The sequence below is a fragment of the Ruegeria profundi genome, assembly GCF_020171505.1.
GTDB lineage: Bacteria > Pseudomonadota > Alphaproteobacteria > Rhodobacterales > Rhodobacteraceae > Ruegeria > Ruegeria profundi.
Genome location: NZ_JAIUZS010000013.1, coordinates 16,866 through 32,601 on the forward strand (window position 1 = coordinate 16,866; position 15,736 = coordinate 32,601).

Genomic DNA, 15,736 nt, shown 5'->3' on the forward strand with positions numbered 1-15,736 from the left:
GTCGGAGCGGATCATGAACAGTCGGATTTCACGAAAACGAGCCGTGAAAGCCATTCTTGGCACATTTGCTGCAGCAGCAACTGTGGTCTCGATCGGCCAATTTGAGCTTTTTGCGCCTGGCACAGCGCATGCCGCGGGTGGTATCGCAGACGATCCGACAGGCACGGTTCCGGATCGCTACGTCTACTACCCCGGCACTGAAGCGCTTCATGAAGAAGAGGTCCGGGTGGTCGCCTGCGGCACTGGCATGCCAGACTCGCGGCGCGGTCAGGCCTCGGCCTGTTTTCTCTTCGAATTCGGCAATGGCGAGAAGCTCTTTTTTGACCTCGGCACCGGCGCGATGCGCAACGTCAATGCTCTTATGATCCCATCAGAATTCCTGACCAAGGTGTTTATCAGCCATTTGCATACGGACCACTGGGGCGATCTCGCTTCGCTCTGGGCAGGCGGCTGGACTGCTGGCCGCCCCGTACCGCTTGAGGTCTGGGGGCCGAGCGGACGGGAACCTGAAATGGGCACGGCCTACGCCATTGACGGCTTCTTGCGGGCCTACAACTGGGATTACCAGACCCGCGCCTACAAGATTACGCCAATTCCCGGTGGGATAACGGTGAACGAGTTCGATTACCGGGGCGAGAACGAGGTCATCTACGATCAGAATGGCGTGGTGGTCCGCTCCATTCCTGCGATCCATGCTGGTGACGGACCAGTCAGTTTCATCATCGAGTATGCGGGATTGAAGCTTGTCTACGGCGGCGACACATCACCTAATAAGTGGTTCGTAGAGTACGCTAAGGACGCCGATTTCGTGATTCATGAAGCCTTTGCGTCACCAGAATCGTTTGTCAAAACCGGGCAGCCACCACAGTTGGCGTGGCGCGCCTGCTGTGAGTTTCATACCTCAGGCCCTTCGTTCGGTAAGATTATGAGCGAGATTCAACCTAGGCACGCAGTCGCGTATCATACGTTTGAAGAGTTCCATCCTACGCTTCGAGAAGGCATTCGTTCGACCTATGACGGACCGCTTTCGATCGCCGTGGACATGATGGTTTGGAACATCACCGTGGACGGCGTGACGGAACGCATGGCCGTGTCACCCGACCGGGCGCTCGCCGTACAGGGGCCAACGCGTCAACCAGGCCCGGACAAGACTTGGCCAGACCCTATGAGCCAGTTCATAAAGGACGCCGAGTGGGGACCTGGTTTCAACGCGCAAAACGAGATGCTTGATGGTCACCGAGACAAGTACGGGCTCGATGACGTGGATTGGCGGTCTGCAAAGCCTTGGTACGAGCCCAATTAATGGGTGGAAGGACGCGCGTTTTCCAGTTTCCTCAAAAGCGTCTTTCGCAGTTTCTGATATCCCTACACGCCGCACTGCACTTACTGTGCTTTTCGACGGGCGCTGCCATCGCGGATTATTTACCCCGTAGTGGTGCTGAAGTTGCCAACAACATTGCGGAGATTCGCGTTGAGAACGACGGTGTTTATGTCCAGCTTGAAGTGTTTGTCCGGGACGCATCAAAGTTCGAGGCACTTATCCCTGACGAATGGTTTTCAACTGAAACCCTTACCAGGCCCACCGAGGCGCAGCGTCTCTCCGAGTTTACTGAAAACGGGCTAACTATCAGGCGTTCCAACGGAAAAGCGCTACCGGTCCGCATCGAACGTGTGGAACAAAGGCTCCGAATTGATCGCACTACTGCTTTGACCGGATTAAATGATCCTGTCACCAACCGGAAATTTCCCGAACCACCCGAAGATCCACGCGTCGTTTACGTAGAATTATTCTATGACTTTGAAGGCACGCGTCCGGATACGATTGCGATTGCCCCGCCGATCGGCCCAAGTGGCATCCCGGGCGCAACGATCGGTTTTGTCACCTTTGATCGAGGGGTTATGGTTGCAAATTTCGCTTTCCTGTCAGCGCCCGCGATACTCACGCTTGATTGGAGTGACCCGTGGAATTCGAGCTTCGACAATCCGAACCTGATCCGTCACCACCGCTACCCCAGAATGGTGTTTCTCTATGCTGAACCCTACGAAATCCGCCAAGAGGCTCTTGTGCGGGTGCGCGATGCAGCCGAACTCGTCGGACTGAACGTCCCCACCAGAAAGCTCGCACCGGATCAGGCGCGGTCTTTGGCAAAGGCAGCGGTTGACGAAATCGCGCAGCGCAGCCGAATGACAATCAACGATAAACCTGTGGTGCCAGACTATGACCGAAGCGCGTTTATGCGGATCGGCATGCGTGGGCTTGAGTTTTTGGAACAGGGAGAGACGGTCGATGTAGATGCAGACATCCTCGGCCTGATCTGGTCCGCTCCAGTCGATGGCTTGCCACGACAGGCGCAGGTCGAATGGGATTGGTTCGACGAAACGGCACCCGAGATCGCGGCATATTCCATAGATGCTGCGGGGCCGTTTCTTTCCTCGCTCACAAAGGACGCCCCGATCCTCGTGTGGAAGAACCACTTCAAGGTAAACCCAAACCCGGACGTGACTGCGATCTTAATCGAACAAGACCGACGGATATCATTCCTGGTCTACGTTCTGGGGTGCATGGGCTTTCTTGGCGTGGGGCTCGCCGTCATCGGTTTTGCCCGGCGTGAAACTTTCGGAGTGTTGCCCACCTATGCCGGTTTTGCCCTTGCGTTTATTGGTATCGCAGGCGTGGCCTTCGCATTGCAACATGATACGAAGCGCGTACCAAACCTCGGCCCGGAAGAGCTGGCGACCCTTTCAGAACGCCTCCTAAATAACGTCTATCGAGCCTTCAATTTTCGGACCGAGGCCCAGGTTTATGACCGATTGGCACTGACCCTAGATGATGATGCGCTTGAGGAAGTCTACCTTGCCCAACGCGACGCACTTCGGATAGATCGCGCCGGAGGCGCAGAAGCCCGGGTTACAGAACTGGACGTACGTGAGACGATCCTAAAGCCCAATGAAACGGGCGCGTTCAGGTTGCAGACTGACTGGACAGTAACCGGCCAGGTTGGCCACTGGGGCCATGCCCACAGCCGTACCAACGCGTATCTCGCTGAACTGGTCATCGCTCCAGTCGATGGAAGCTGGAAGATCCTCGACTTTGACGTGCTCAGGCAGGACCGTCTGCAATGACGTTAAATGGCTCGTTATTGCGGTGCGGCGAATGGCTGCTTGGTCCGCGAGGCAGACATAGCCGCATTTTTCGTCACCGTCCGCTCCTGCGCGAAGCAGCCGTTCATGGTCGGAACATTCAAAATTTCGCTCGTAGCGTCTGCTAACCGCATCTTACCAGTCATCTGATCAAAAGACTCGGATGACTGGGTCAAGCCCAATGCGGTCAAATAGATTGACGACGCCTTATGGTTGCCCGCGAAGCAGACAGAATAGACCACCTCGGGGCGGAACGTTTCGATCAGCCCGGAAAGAACTTCCTAGCTGTCACACGCGCAGACGTCCGCCTTTGGGCATCTGGCCTGCAACCACCCGGCCAGCGTGGCGGTGTCTTTGTTGTGCAATAGGATGCGCGGGTTTTCAGCCATGGCGCGCCACCCCCGGCACAAGCACCAGTCGCGCAGGTCTCACAGCCGGCTCCTTTCCAAAAGCTGTCCGAACCCTGTCATAGCCTCCCCGATACCGGCGAGTTGCATGGCTTGAAACATCATCGCCTGGTTCGAGGTGATGACCGGCTTTCCCACCGCCCGCTCAAGCCGCGCGATGGTCTCGACGCTGCGCATATCCGTACAGGACAGGACCAGCGCCTGGGCTTCGGGATGATCGGCGGCAAGGCCGAGATCATACACGGCTTGCTCGTCCAACTCGCCTTGTTCGTAATTGTCCAACGCATCGCCTACCTCGGATCGAGCCACGGTCTGGACACCGGCCTCAGCCAGGAAATTGGTGGCCATGTCATTGATCGCGGATACATAGGGCGAGGCAAAGCCGATGCGCCTCACCCCTAGGAATTCCAGCGCATGGACCAGCGCACCGGCAGCGGTTACGGTTTCGGTTATGTCTTGGGCCTTGATCTGCTGGGCTAGACCTCGGTCAAAGCCAAAACCATGAGTGAGCGTGGCCGAGGTGCAACCATACATGATCACGTCCGGACGCACACCCAGAAGCAGGCGCAAGGGCTCGGCAAGGTCAGCCGCGCCGAGCCCTTGCATCTGTTCGGCATCGGGTAATTCGTCCTGATCATAGCCCCCCATGCGGGCGAAATGCAGGGATACGCCGTCGGGTCGCAAGAGCACCATATCAGGTTCAAGATTGGTGTTTGTGAAGGGGACGAGAATACCGAAACGCGCCCGCCCGCGTGATCGCATCATGTCTTTCCTCCATCGTTCCAACGTTTCAGAAGACTTGCCGCAAGATCGAGCTCTTCTGCCGTCCCAACGGTAATGCGCAAGCAGTCGGGCAGCCCCGCACCACTTTGTGCACGCGCGACCACGCCTTCAGCGCGCAGGGCCGCATCCGCCAGCCGGGCCTCCCGTGCACCGCCAAAGCGGACGAGCGCGAAGTTGGTAAAGCTTTCAGTTATTTGAAAGCTTGCCTCGCGCAATCGCTTCGAAAACCCATGACGCAGGCGGGCGGTGATAGAACAGGTCTCTTGCATATAGGCCTGATCCGCCAAAGCCGCGACCGCAGCCGTCTGTCCGACCGCTGAGATATTGTTGGGGTTCATCACTTTGCGGACCTCACCGGCGATGTCTTCGGAAAACAGACCCCAGCCCACCCGCATTCCGGCCAGCCCATAAGCTTTGGAGAAGGTGCGCAAGACCACTGTATCGCCGCGACCGACCAGATCGAACACGGGCTCGCCCAGATGGTCGGCAAACTCGCCATAGGCTTCGTCGATGACCAGCATGATATCCCCACGCAGCCCTTCACGCAGGCGAAGAAGCTCGGCACGCGGGATGCGGGTTCCGGTGGGATTTCCGGGATTGGCGATGAAGACGATACGGGTGTCCGGCTTGACCGCGGCAAGCAGCGCGTCGACCGAAACGGTAACGCCATCCTCAGGCGCCAAATCGTAACGCGCCCGCGCCAGCTCTGAGGCGGTTCGGAAAAACGGGTAGGCATGAGCGGGAGCGAGTACTGCGTGATGCAGATCACAATAGGCGCGCGTCAGACAGGCGATCAGTTCCATCGAGCCGCTGCCACAAAGGATGCCGGAGGCCGGAATGCCATGCAGCGCGGCCAGGGCCTCACGCAACGCACCCCATTCCGGATCCGGGTAGAGATGCGCACTCGCCATGGCTCTTGTGACGGCTTTGCCCACCTGTGGGCTCGGCTGGCGCAGGCTTTCATTCTGCGACAACGAGATAAGGCGCTTGCCTGCGGGGGCATTCAGTTCCGCGAGCGCATAGGGCGACATTGCCGCGACATGAGGGGTGGCTCTGATCATGGCTCATACCCATAAAGCTCGCGGGCGGCATCGGGGCTGATCAAACCGTCCCGAAGGTCGCGCCGGATGTCTTTTTGGCTGCGATCTTGCGGTGAACCGAACCCCGCACCGCCTGGGGTTTCAAAGATCAGTGTTTCACCGGCTTTCACGCGGACCTCTCCCTTGCCGGGCAGGTCAGGGCCGTCAGGGTGAATGCGGATGCGCCCCGCCGCCCCGTTGGCACCGCCATACCGGCCGCGCGCGGGGTTCAGAACACGTTCGACCGAAAGAAACAGCATGAAATCTTCACCCTTCGACGAGCGCATCTCGATATGCTGACCCAACCCGCCGCGCATACGGCCGGCGCCGCCGCTGTCAGGTCTGAGCTCGCGCCGTGTTATCAGGACCGGTGCCAGCGCTTCGGTGGTCTCGACCTGTGATCCCCAGACGCCCGAAGGAAAGGCGGTTGCCGACAAGCCGTCAAGCCCGGGCCGCGCACCGGTGCCGCCCGAATACACCAGTTCCAGAGCGAACTGCTCATCCCCGCGCGACACCGCTTCGGGCACATGGCGCAGTGGCAGGTCGTACATGCAGGATGCGCCCTCGGCGGGCACCTGATCGGGCAATGCCTGCGACAGGCAACCATAGACCAGATCGGGCGTCATCTGCCCCAGTGCATGACGCATGGCCACCGGCGCCGGCGGTTGAGCGTTGAGGATGCAATCCTTCGGACCGGTGACGCGGAAAGGCGCAAGCGAACCGGCATTGTTGGGAATATCGGGGCCGATGATACAGCGAAGAGCAAAAACCGAATATGCCGTGGCGTAATTGAGCGGCACGTTAATGCCCTTGTTCGACAGACCCGAGGTGCCCTCGAAATCAAGCGATATGTGATCCTCGGCAATGGTAAGCGCGGCGTGCAGGTCGATCTCCTGCTCATAGCCATCCACTGTCAGCACATTGCGCCATGTCCCCTTGGGCAGTTCAGCAATCGCCTCGAGCGTGCCGCGATAGGAGGTGTCGATGATGTAGGCGGTCAGATCGTCCAGATGGTCGATACCGAATTCCTCCATCATTCCCACAAGCCGTTTCGCGCCGGTCTCGCAGCAGGCGATCAGCGCATAGATATCGCCTTCATTGGCGATGGGTTCTCGCGAGTTGGCCTTCACGATTTCCATCAGAAGCGTGTTCAGAGCGCCCGCCTCCATCAGCTTGCAAGGAGGGATGAGCAGCCCCTCGTCGTAGATATCCGCGCCTTCGGGCCCCATGCCCAGCCCGCCCAGATCGACCAGATGCGAGGTGCAGGAGGTAAAGCCGACCACATGGTTCTTGTGAAATACTGGCATCATCAGCAAGAAATCATTCAGATGACCCGAAGCGATCCAGGGATCGTTGGTCAGGTAGATGTCGCCGGGCTTCATGTCCTGAAGCTCGAAACGCCCGCGCAGGGCCTTCACCGCCTCGGCCATGGTGTTGATATGCCCCGGCGTGCCGGTCACCGCCTGGGCCAGCATCCGGCCCTGAAGGTCGAAAATGCCTGCCGAGATATCCCCGCATTCGCGGACGATGGGCGAAAAGGCAGCCCGGATCAGCGCCTGACCCTGTTCCTCAACCACGGCCAGAAGCCGGTTCCACATGACCTGTAATCGAGTGTCTCCGATTCTCATGATGCGTTCTCCCGATTGCGGGTTAGCCAGATATTGCCGCCGCCATCCACGCTGGCCGAGAAATCGGCGCTGACAAAGGTGGTGGTTTGTGGCTCGATAATAAGGGCGGGGCCGGAAAGGTGGTGGCCGGGGCACAGCGCGGCGCGGTTGTGTATCTCCGCCTCGCGCCACGTTCCATCGACATCGCACAGGATGGCACGGTGCCCATCGGGCGGCGCGCGTCGTCTTGTGGAAGGCTCGCGATAGTGCGCAATCGCGCGCGGTTCAGAGGACACCTCAAGCGCCCAGTTCAGAATCTCGATTGCCATGCCCGGCACTGCACGACTGAACTGGCGGCTGTACTCACCCTCAAAGGTCCGGCGCAGCGTGGGGATGTCATCTTCCACCAGCGGGCGGTTCGGCAGGAGGATTTCAATCTCGTGGCCCTGGCCGTGATAGCGCATGAAAGCCTGCCGCCGCTGTGTCAGCGCGCCCTCGGGTGCGCCTGCGCGCACAACCGTAGTGGCCTCGCCGGTCATCTCGTCGAAAAAGGCGTTGAGCCCGTCCAGATCGAGCGCCTCGAGCGTCTCATAGCGCGACCGGATGATCTCGAACGAGACCGGCGCGAACAGGAACCCCACCGCCGAGCCGACGCCTGGATCGCGCGGGATCAGAATGCGGTCGACCTGCGAACGCCGCGCCACCCGCGTTGCGTGCAGGGGGCCGTTGCCGCCAAAGGCGATCATCAGGCGCGTGCCCAGGTCCTTGCCCGATTCCACCGCATGCATCCGGCCCGCGCTTGCCATGTTCTCGTCAACGATCTCGCTTACCCCAAGCGCCGCCCGCGCCGCATCAAGTCCCAATGCCTGTCCGACCGAGCGCTCAAGAGCCTCCTGCGCAGCCTCCATGTCGATCGCCAGCCGCCCCTCGGCAAAGCGGTCAGGCACGATCAGCCCCTGCACCACGTCGGCATCGGTCACGGTGGGCTTGGTGCCGCCTTTGGCAAAGGCGACCGGCCCAGGATCCGCGCCCGCGCTTTCGGGGCCGACTTGCAGGCGGCCCAGCCGGTCAACATGGGCGATGGAGCCGCCACCGGCACCGATTTCGATCATCTCGATCACCGGAATGCGCACCGGCATCCCCGATCCCTTGATGAACCGCGCCGCCCGCCCGATTTCAAACTTGCGTGCGCCCTGCGGGCGAAACTCGTCGATCAGGCAAAGCTTGGCAGTGGTGCCACCCATATCGAAACTCAACACCTCCCGCGCACCGGTTTCCGCGGCGATGCGCGCGGCCAGTATGGCCCCACCGGCGGGGCCAGATTCTAATAGCCGGATCGGCAGGCGCGCGGCCGTGTCCATCGTGGTCATGCCACCACCGGCGGTCATCATCAGGATGGGGCAGGTCAGCCCCTCATCGCTGAAGCGCGCCTGAAATTCCGCCAGATAGCTGGCCATCTGCGGCTGGATATAGGCGTTGGCGATGGTGGTTGAGAGGCGGTCGAACTCGCGCGCCTCGGGGCTGACCTCGTGCGAAAGCGAGATTACCAGATCCGGCAGCGCCTCTCGCAAAAGGTCTCGCAGCCGCAGCTCATGCGTCGGGTTGGCATACGAATGCATGAGGCAGATCGCGACCGCTTCGGCGCCGCTGGTTGCAAGCTCTCCAACCAGCCGGGCAAGCGACGCCTTGTCGAGTGGCTCCAATTCCCGACCGCGCGCATCCATGCGACCGCCGATGGTGAAGGCGCGCGAGCGCGGCACGATCAGGTCTGGCTTGACCAGGTTGATGTCGTACTGGTTGTAGCGCCGCTCGTAGGCAATCTCGAGGATGTCGCGAAACCCTTCGGTCGTCACGGTTGCCACAACCGCGCCCCGGCGCTCGATCAGCGCGTTGGTGGCCAGCGTAGTTCCGTGAATGAAGCCCTTGATCCGCGACCAGTCCGCCCCGGCCTCGGCCAGTACCCGTCTTGCACCTTCAAGTGCCCCCAGGGTTGGATTTTCAGGGGTCGTAGGCGTTTTGGTGGTGGCGAGGATATGACCCGGACCATCGACCAGAACTGTATCGGTAAAAGTTCCGCCGATATCGACGGCAAGACGAAGCCCGTTCTTGTTCTGCATGGAAAACCAGTCGGAATGAGGGAAGTCAGTACACGTCCTGACAGCCGGAAAGGCCAGTGCCAAAACGGCAAACGCCAGACATCACGTCACACGACGAGATCACATCCGGTCGCCCGGCGTCCCAGATTTCGGCCAAAGCCTTGAGACAGCATACGGCAGCTTTCGTTCATTCCGATATCTGGAATGCTGCGCGAAGGGGACAAAGTTTGTCAATAGACATGCGCATCCATCTGAATGGCACCTGGTGGATCCGAATACGCATGAAAGAGACACCGCGAAGATGTCTGCGCTTTTCAAATCTCTAATCTCACATTGGCATTCAATGTCAGACATGCGCCCGACGTGCTTTCGCCGCTGTCGCGAAGCACCCCAAGCAGACCTTGTGTTGAAGAAATCGAACGGCAGTTTCGTCCGCAACTCGGACATAGCCGCATTTTTCGTCACCGTCCGCTCCTGCGCGAAGCAGCCGTTCTTGGTCGGAACATTCAAAATTTCACAGTAAAAGTCGGCTTAGCGCATCTTTTCAGTCATCTGAGAAAAACGGTCAGATGACCGAGTCGAGCCCAAAGCGGACTGAAATATGCTCGCAAAAATTGAAGTGCGGCGATAGACATTCTATTGGGCGTTCTAACCCATCACTAAATGCATTCACCGCCATCGATAACTAAGGCTTGCCCCGTCATAAAAGCGGATTCATCTGAAGCTAAGTAGACGATCCCATGGCCAATCTCTTCAACTGTCGCCCACCGGCTCATAGGGATCGCCTGCTTGACGTAGCTTTCCAGTTTGGCACGGCCACCCATCTGCTTTTCGAAACCTGCATTGAAAGGGGTGTCTACGAATCCTGGACAAAGGGCATTGAAACGGATTGCATGGACAGCGTAGTCGGCTGCCATCTGTCGCACCATCGCGACGGCTGCGTGCTTTGTGGTCGCATAGGCAATCATACCTCGGTCGTATTGAACCCCAGAATTGGAGGCCGTGACGATCACGCTGCCTCCACCCTGTGATTTCATATGCGGGACAGCTGCACGCGCGGCAATGAAGTGGGCGCGGACGTTCAATGCCCAAGAAGCATCCATTCCATCTGGTTCCACTTCTTCCAGCGTTCCTTCGATCTGCAACCCAGCATGAGAGTGCAACACGTCCAGCCGACCGAAGTTTTTAACTACTTCGTCTATAGTTTTGGTAAGGGCATCGTCATCGGTTACATCAAGTTGTAAGGCAGATGCTTGATTTCCCTGCGCAACGATCTCGGCCACAGTGGCTTCAGCAAGTGTTGCATCGCGATCCGTTACCATGACATGCGCACCCTCTTGTGCCATTGCCATTGAACCCGCCCGACCAATTCCTGATCCCGCGCCCGTCACGAGCGCGACTTTACCTGCAAGCCGCATGTTAATTGGCTCCCTAATTTAACTACTCGATTTTGAGGCGCCTCGGCGCAAAAGCAGTTGCGCTGCAACGAGCAACAAGAGCGACGCGCCCATAACCATAGTGCCTATGGCATTGATCTCGGGCGTTACGCCGCGCCGGATGGATGAGAATATGTAGATTGGCAGGGTTGTCTCCGAGCCAGCTACGAAGAACGCGATGATGAAATCATCAAATGAGAAAGTGAAGCTAAGCAGGAAGCCCGCCAAAATTGCCGGTGCTATCAATGGCAGCGTCACTTGCCGAAAGGTGCCCCAGGGCGTCGCAAAGAGGTCAGCCGAAGCTTCCATGAGCGCGCGGTCCATACCCGATAGCCTTGCACGTACGATGATTATGACCAGCGCCATTGTGAACATGGTGTGTGCGGCGACAAGCGTGGGCATCCCCATGGAAAGTTGCGGGGGATTTGCTCCATCGGGCCATAGGCTTGCAAGAAGCGGGTTTAGCCAGCCGAATACGGTGACCAGGGCAATGAGTGTCGCGATGCCGATGACGATACCGGGTATCATTATCGCAATATAAATCATCGCATCAAACAAAGTTCGGAGCCATCCCTTAACCCCTTGTAAAGCGATGGCCGCCATGGTTCCGAGAGTGGATGCGAGGCAAGCAGTTATGAATGCCGCAAGCAGACTGGTCTCGAGCGCGTCCATTACAAATGGGTTGTTCAGCGCTTTACCATACCATTGGGTCGAGAACCCCATGAACTGGCTTGCGTGTCGTCCGGCATTAAAGCTGAAAAGCGCGATGATGCCGATTGGAATATAGAGAAAAAGGTAGACGCAAATCGCGTATAAGCGCATCGGACCCTCACATCAGCGAGACATCTTCGCGCTGGCCACCCAGGCGCGAGATGAATTTCATGTAAATTGAGACAGTGACAAGCATTACGACAACCAGAGTCATTGCGACCGCCGATCCGTACGCCCAGTTCCGAGACTGCAGGAACAGGTCCACCAGCGCATTTCCGACGAAAAAGACCTTTCCGCCGCCCAAGATCGCTGGGATCAGAAACTCGCCCATCAGCAAGATGAAGACCAGCATGCAGCCAGTTGCGATACCAGGTACCGACAAAGGAAGTGTCACCTGACGGAACGTACGCCATGGGGTAGAGCCGAGATCAGCCGATGCTTCCAGAAGGCGTTTATCCAGTTTGTCCAAGCTTACAAAAACTGGGAAGACCATCAAAGGTAGATACCCATAGACAATCCCGACAAGCACAGCGAGCGGCGTATTTATCAGGCGGACATCATCGATGCCGATCGACTCCAGTAAGGCGGGCAAGCCACGCCCCCCAAGGATGAAAATCCAAGCGTATGACCGGATCAGGATCGATGTCCAGAACGGCACGATCACTAGGATCAAAAGCGAAGTTCTCCACTTTGGTGAACAACGCACTGCAAGAAAGTAGGCGAGCGGGTAGGCAATTACCAACGCAGCGATAGTCCCCAGAGGTGCAAGGATCAAAGTGTTCTTAAACGCCGTCCATCGCGCAGGAAGGTTGGCATATTGTTCCAACGTGAACGCTGGAACGTAGCCTCCGGCGGCACCCCGTTCGCCAAAGGAAAAGACGAAGACGACCAACAGCGGAAGGGCAAGCATTACCAAAAGCCACATTCCTGCCGGTGCCAGCAACAGTGCTTTTCTGCCTTGTTCTGTCATTTTATCCTCGTCTTTCCCGATATTGGCGGCCTTGCCGCTTATGCCGACTTGAAGCGGGCGAGCAACTCGGCGCGGTTTGGATCGGTCAGCGTAGCCGCCGCGCCAAACTCGAGCGCATTCAGAAGGTCGGCTGCAGGATAGAGGATCGGATCTTCCAGCAATTCCTTCGGCAGCAACGCATTGGTGCGAGCATCAGCCGATGGGTAGCCATGAGCGAGGACTTCTTTCGCGTTAACTTCCGGGTTTAGCAGGAAGTCGATCAGGGCATACGCGGCATCCATATGGGGCGCGCCTTTCGGAATAGCATAGTAATCCGACCAGAGTTCACCGCCCTCGGCACCCAGAACATAAGCGATTTCAGGCATGTCGACGTTCATCTGCTTTCCGTCACCCGTCCAGCACATGGTCATCCAGGCGTCACCGTTCCGCATCGGTGGCTGATAATCAGACGAGATTGCAAACAGATGCGGTTTAGCATCCAACAACAGTTTTTCGGCATCCGCCAGTTCCTTCTCATCGACCGAGTTGAAGGAGTAGCCGAAGTATTTCAGGGCATTACCGATGGTGGTGAGTTGGTAATCATGCACCATTGTCCGGCCGGAGTAACCTTCCATAGTAAGGTCCCAGAACTCTTTCCATGTGGTTGGAGTCGGAGCGCCGTCAAGCTTGCTGGTGTTCACTGCAAAGCCAGTCGTGCCCCAGTTTTTTGGGACCGCGTAAAGCTGGCCATCGACAGAACCGGCATCGGAAAAGCGCTGTTCGAATGAACCTGCGTCGTAGTTTGGCAGTTTGGACGTATCGAGAGGGATGATCAGATCTTCACCCACATACGTAGTGATCGTGTAATTGGTTGGAACGAACACGTCCCAGCCAGACCCTCCGGCCTGCAACTTTGCCAACATCTCTTCGTTCGAGCCAAAAACATTGACCTGAACATGGGCGCCGGTGGCTTCCGTGAAGGCTTCGAAGTTCATCTCGTCATGGTAGTTCGGCCATGTGGCGAGGATCACTCGATCGCCAATGTCCCCGGCAGCAAATGCTGGGCGTGGACGCAACCCAGGCATGGCTGCGCCCAGAACGGCCGTTGCCATCCCAAGACCTGTCACGCCCAAAAAATGTCGCCGTGTGACCGAACCCTTTTGGTACCGACGAAGCTCTTCCATGAACTTTTGCTTGGAAATAGTCCCATTATCCTTGGTCATTGTGAACCTCTCTGTTGTTGGATTGCGGGATTTGTTATTTTTCCAGGATCAGCAGTGCGCCTTCGCCCCATGAAACAAAGGCCTGCTCTCCTGCATTGAACGTCCCCTCGTTCAATTCCGCTTGCCTTGGCACAAGTACGTGGAAATCACCCAGTGCTTCGTTGCGCGCAAGGTATTCTGTGTGCTCCCCAAGGAAGATCCGATTTTGAATGGTAACTGGCAGAGCGATTTCAGCTGTGGGTAGCGCGCGGGTCAGCGTGATCTGTTCAGGACGGATACTAACGCACACTTCCTGCCCTGCATCTATTGGAATCTCCGGAGTTCCGTGCACCTTTTGGCCACTCGCTAAACGCACAGTGATTTGGTCGGCTGCTGAGTCAGTCACAGTTGCATCAAAGAAATTTGAGGTGCCTACAAATCCAGCCACGTAGCGGCTGCGGGGCATGTCATAGAGTTCGCGTGGACTGCCTACCTGCACAATACTGCCGCCTTCCATCACACAAATTCGGTCGGACATTGAAAGCGCTTCTTCTTGGTCGTGCGTGACGAGGACAAAAGTTATTCCCAGTTGTCGTTGCAGGTTCTGCAGTTCAAACTGCATTTCTTTTCGAAGCTTTCGATCCAGAGCAGCCATTGGTTCATCGAGCAGCAAAAGCTTGGGCTCGTTTACGATTGCACGCGCCAAAGCGACGCGTTGCTGCTGACCACCAGACATCTCCCAGATGCGACGTCCGCCAAACCCACCAAGACGGACAGTTTCCAGCGCTTGCTCAACCTTTGTCGCTATTGTTTGTTTGTCTACGCGTGGTCGTTGTTGGCGCAGGCCGTACGCGATGTTGTCGAACACACTCAGGTGAGGAAAAAGAGCGTAGTGCTGAAACACCATGTTTACTGGGCGATGGTGCGCATCCAAGTCGTTGACGATTTCGCCATCGAGCAACACCTGACCTTCGGTTGGTTTTTCGAAACCCGCCAGCATTCTAAGTGCAGTGGTTTTGCCGCAACCAGATGGGCCTAAGAACGACAGGAACTCTCCCTTCCCAATGGAAAGATTCAGGTCTTTGGCAGCAACCACATTCCCGAAGGTCTTGGTCACTCCGCGGAGTTCCGCAATCGTCTGCATGGTGACGCTCATGTCAAAGCTCATATACTGCCGTTTTCCTTTTGCTTGAATTTTTGGCATTTACTGGCATACCACTCAAACAGGGAAAAAGTAACAAAAACTGCGATTAGCTGTATATACCACAATTGGGGTATAGAGCTGCTTTTCGAAGATCTGGAGCGGCGTGTGTACGATTGGATGGATGAGGCCGGCAGGGTCGTGGATAAGATTGGAACCCCAGAATTTCCATGTGCTTTGGCAGATGGTTTGCGGCAGGTCGCACCATTCGATTTTATAGTGGTATTTGGACATATCGGAACCGAAGCACCAATAGACCTTCACGACGATTTCCCCAAAAGCAAACGGCGTATTTTTGTTGAGGATTACCAAGCAGGGCCCTATGTGCTTGATCCATTTTTTTTGGCCGCGACAAAACCGATAACACCGGGTCTGTACCGCATGCGCGATATCGCACCGGACAGGTTCTATCAGGGCGAATACTATCGCAGCTATTACAAAAGGACTGGGTTAGCAGAGGAGATTGGCTACTTTATCGATATCCCAAGCTCTGGGATGGTTGTGGTCTCGCTTATGCGATCAGAGAAGCCTTTTTCAGCCAAGGAAATTCGTCATTTGCACGCTCTATGGCCGCTCGTTCGGGGAGCCTGTTGCAAACATTGGAGTGACTTTCCAACGATGTCCCGCGGCGCGGCAGCGAATGGCGTTAGTCGTCGCGTCGATCTAGCATTCCAGGCATTTGGCGATGGCGTTCTGACACCACGCGAACGAGAAGTCGTTGAGTTCACGTTGAAAGGCCATTCAGCAGAAGCTGTCGGCACAATTCTCGGCATCTCTCCAGGAACAGTCCGCATCCACAGACGCAACATTTACGCGAAACTTAGGATCAATTCGCAGGGTGAGCTTTTTTCAAAGTTCATTGAAAAGGCACTTTAAAAGGTTCCTTGATCACCCAATTTGTCCGTATTGCCGACCTTGCTACCTTGTGATCCGGAACGCCCCAACCATTTAGATGGCACCGTCTGATAGCCAAGGAAGCCAACGGGAGAGCGTCGGGACGCCCGGGACGGTCTTGTCAGAGGAAACCGGCTTGAGGCGGGTAGGGCGGTTTTGTAGCGTCGCGCCATGACCAGAAGATCGCCGTTTCGCTATTTCAAAACCAGTCCAGCAATCATCCGCTTGGC

Annotated in this window: 12 protein-coding genes; 3 read left to right on the forward strand and 9 right to left on the reverse strand. The window is 57.1% G+C overall.

From position 1 onward, the window contains the following. Positions 1-13: 13 nt before the first annotated feature. Positions 14-1,303 carry a guanitoxin biosynthesis MBL fold metallo-hydrolase GntH gene (gene gntH, locus LCM21_RS20435; protein ID WP_224892222.1) on the forward strand — a complete coding sequence of 430 codons (1,290 nt, stop codon included), beginning with the start codon at positions 14-16 and terminating at the stop codon, positions 1,301-1,303. Further along, positions 1,303-3,123 carry a hypothetical protein gene (locus tag LCM21_RS20440; RefSeq protein ID WP_224892223.1) on the forward strand — a complete coding sequence of 607 codons (1,821 nt, stop codon included), beginning with the start codon at positions 1,303-1,305 and terminating at the stop codon, positions 3,121-3,123. Before gntH ends, LCM21_RS20440 begins: the two co-directional genes overlap by 1 nt. A 446-nt stretch (positions 3,124-3,569) precedes the next feature. On the opposite strand, the gene LCM21_RS20445 is transcribed toward LCM21_RS20440, so the two are convergent. From LCM21_RS20445 to LCM21_RS20485, 9 genes are all read right to left on the reverse strand, one after another. Beyond that, a complete protein-coding gene (locus LCM21_RS20445) occupies positions 3,570-4,313 on the reverse strand; it encodes a maleate cis-trans isomerase family protein (protein WP_224892224.1) in 744 nt (247 codons plus the stop codon). Then, positions 4,310-5,392, reverse strand: coding sequence for a pyridoxal phosphate-dependent aminotransferase (locus LCM21_RS20450; protein ID WP_224892225.1), 1,083 nt, complete (start codon positions 5,390-5,392; stop codon positions 4,310-4,312). The genes LCM21_RS20445 and LCM21_RS20450 overlap by 4 nt, the downstream gene beginning before the upstream one ends. Then, positions 5,389-7,038 (reverse strand): hydantoinase B/oxoprolinase family protein, encoded by a 1,650-nt coding sequence (locus LCM21_RS20455; RefSeq protein ID WP_224892226.1) that lies wholly within the window; start codon positions 7,036-7,038, stop codon positions 5,389-5,391. The genes LCM21_RS20450 and LCM21_RS20455 overlap by 4 nt, the downstream gene beginning before the upstream one ends. Then, a complete protein-coding gene (locus LCM21_RS20460; RefSeq protein ID WP_224892227.1) occupies positions 7,035-9,134 on the reverse strand; it encodes a hydantoinase/oxoprolinase family protein in 2,100 nt (699 codons plus the stop codon). Before LCM21_RS20460 ends, LCM21_RS20455 begins: the two co-directional genes overlap by 4 nt. A 638-nt stretch (positions 9,135-9,772) precedes the next feature. Next, positions 9,773-10,531 carry an SDR family NAD(P)-dependent oxidoreductase gene (locus tag LCM21_RS20465; protein WP_224892228.1) on the reverse strand — a complete coding sequence of 253 codons (759 nt, stop codon included), beginning with the start codon at positions 10,529-10,531 and terminating at the stop codon, positions 9,773-9,775. Positions 10,532-10,549: 18 nt separating this feature from the next. Then, complete coding sequence (locus LCM21_RS20470) at positions 10,550-11,371, reverse strand: ABC transporter permease (RefSeq protein WP_224892229.1); 822 nt, start codon at positions 11,369-11,371, stop codon at positions 10,550-10,552. Between the two features lie 7 nt (positions 11,372-11,378). Then, positions 11,379-12,230, reverse strand: coding sequence for an ABC transporter permease (locus LCM21_RS20475; RefSeq protein ID WP_224892230.1), 852 nt, complete (start codon positions 12,228-12,230; stop codon positions 11,379-11,381). Between the two features lie 38 nt (positions 12,231-12,268). Further along, the gene (locus tag LCM21_RS20480) at positions 12,269-13,432 is read right to left on the reverse strand and encodes an ABC transporter substrate-binding protein (RefSeq protein ID WP_224892231.1); all 1,164 of its coding nucleotides are present in this window, start codon (positions 13,430-13,432) and stop codon (positions 12,269-12,271) included. A 34-nt stretch (positions 13,433-13,466) separates the two neighbouring features. Next, positions 13,467-14,615 (reverse strand): ABC transporter ATP-binding protein, encoded by a 1,149-nt coding sequence (locus LCM21_RS20485; RefSeq protein WP_404818143.1) that lies wholly within the window; start codon positions 14,613-14,615, stop codon positions 13,467-13,469. 117 nt (positions 14,616-14,732) lie between these two features. On the opposite strand from LCM21_RS20485, the gene LCM21_RS20490 reads away from it, so the two are divergent. Continuing rightward, the gene (locus tag LCM21_RS20490) at positions 14,733-15,488 is read left to right on the forward strand and encodes a helix-turn-helix transcriptional regulator (RefSeq protein ID WP_224892232.1); all 756 of its coding nucleotides are present in this window, start codon (positions 14,733-14,735) and stop codon (positions 15,486-15,488) included. The last annotated feature ends 248 nt before the right edge of the window (positions 15,489-15,736 follow it).

Bases quoted from the DNA above. Each gene is read 5' to 3' on its own strand.
- gntH (WP_224892222.1), top strand. From the start codon at position 14: ATGAACAGTCGGATTTCACGAAAACGAGCCGTGAAAGCCATTCTTGGC.
- LCM21_RS20440 (WP_224892223.1), top strand. From the start codon at position 1,303: ATGGGTGGAAGGACGCGCGTTTTCCAGTTTCCTCAAAAGCGTCTTTCG.
- LCM21_RS20445 (WP_224892224.1), bottom strand. From the start codon at position 4,313: ATGATGCGATCACGCGGGCGGGCGCGTTTCGGTATTCTCGTCCCCTTC.
- LCM21_RS20450 (WP_224892225.1), bottom strand. From the start codon at position 5,392: ATGATCAGAGCCACCCCTCATGTCGCGGCAATGTCGCCCTATGCGCTC.
- LCM21_RS20455 (WP_224892226.1), bottom strand. From the start codon at position 7,038: ATGAGAATCGGAGACACTCGATTACAGGTCATGTGGAACCGGCTTCTG.
- LCM21_RS20460 (WP_224892227.1), bottom strand. From the start codon at position 9,134: ATGCAGAACAAGAACGGGCTTCGTCTTGCCGTCGATATCGGCGGAACT.
- LCM21_RS20465 (WP_224892228.1), bottom strand. From the start codon at position 10,531: ATGCGGCTTGCAGGTAAAGTCGCGCTCGTGACGGGCGCGGGATCAGGA.
- LCM21_RS20470 (WP_224892229.1), bottom strand. From the start codon at position 11,371: ATGCGCTTATACGCGATTTGCGTCTACCTTTTTCTCTATATTCCAATC.
- LCM21_RS20475 (WP_224892230.1), bottom strand. From the start codon at position 12,230: ATGACAGAACAAGGCAGAAAAGCACTGTTGCTGGCACCGGCAGGAATG.
- LCM21_RS20480 (WP_224892231.1), bottom strand. From the start codon at position 13,432: ATGACCAAGGATAATGGGACTATTTCCAAGCAAAAGTTCATGGAAGAG.
- LCM21_RS20485 (WP_404818143.1), bottom strand. From the start codon at position 14,615: ATGCCAAAAATTCAAGCAAAAGGAAAACGGCAGTATATGAGCTTTGAC.
- LCM21_RS20490 (WP_224892232.1), top strand. From the start codon at position 14,733: ATGGATGAGGCCGGCAGGGTCGTGGATAAGATTGGAACCCCAGAATTT.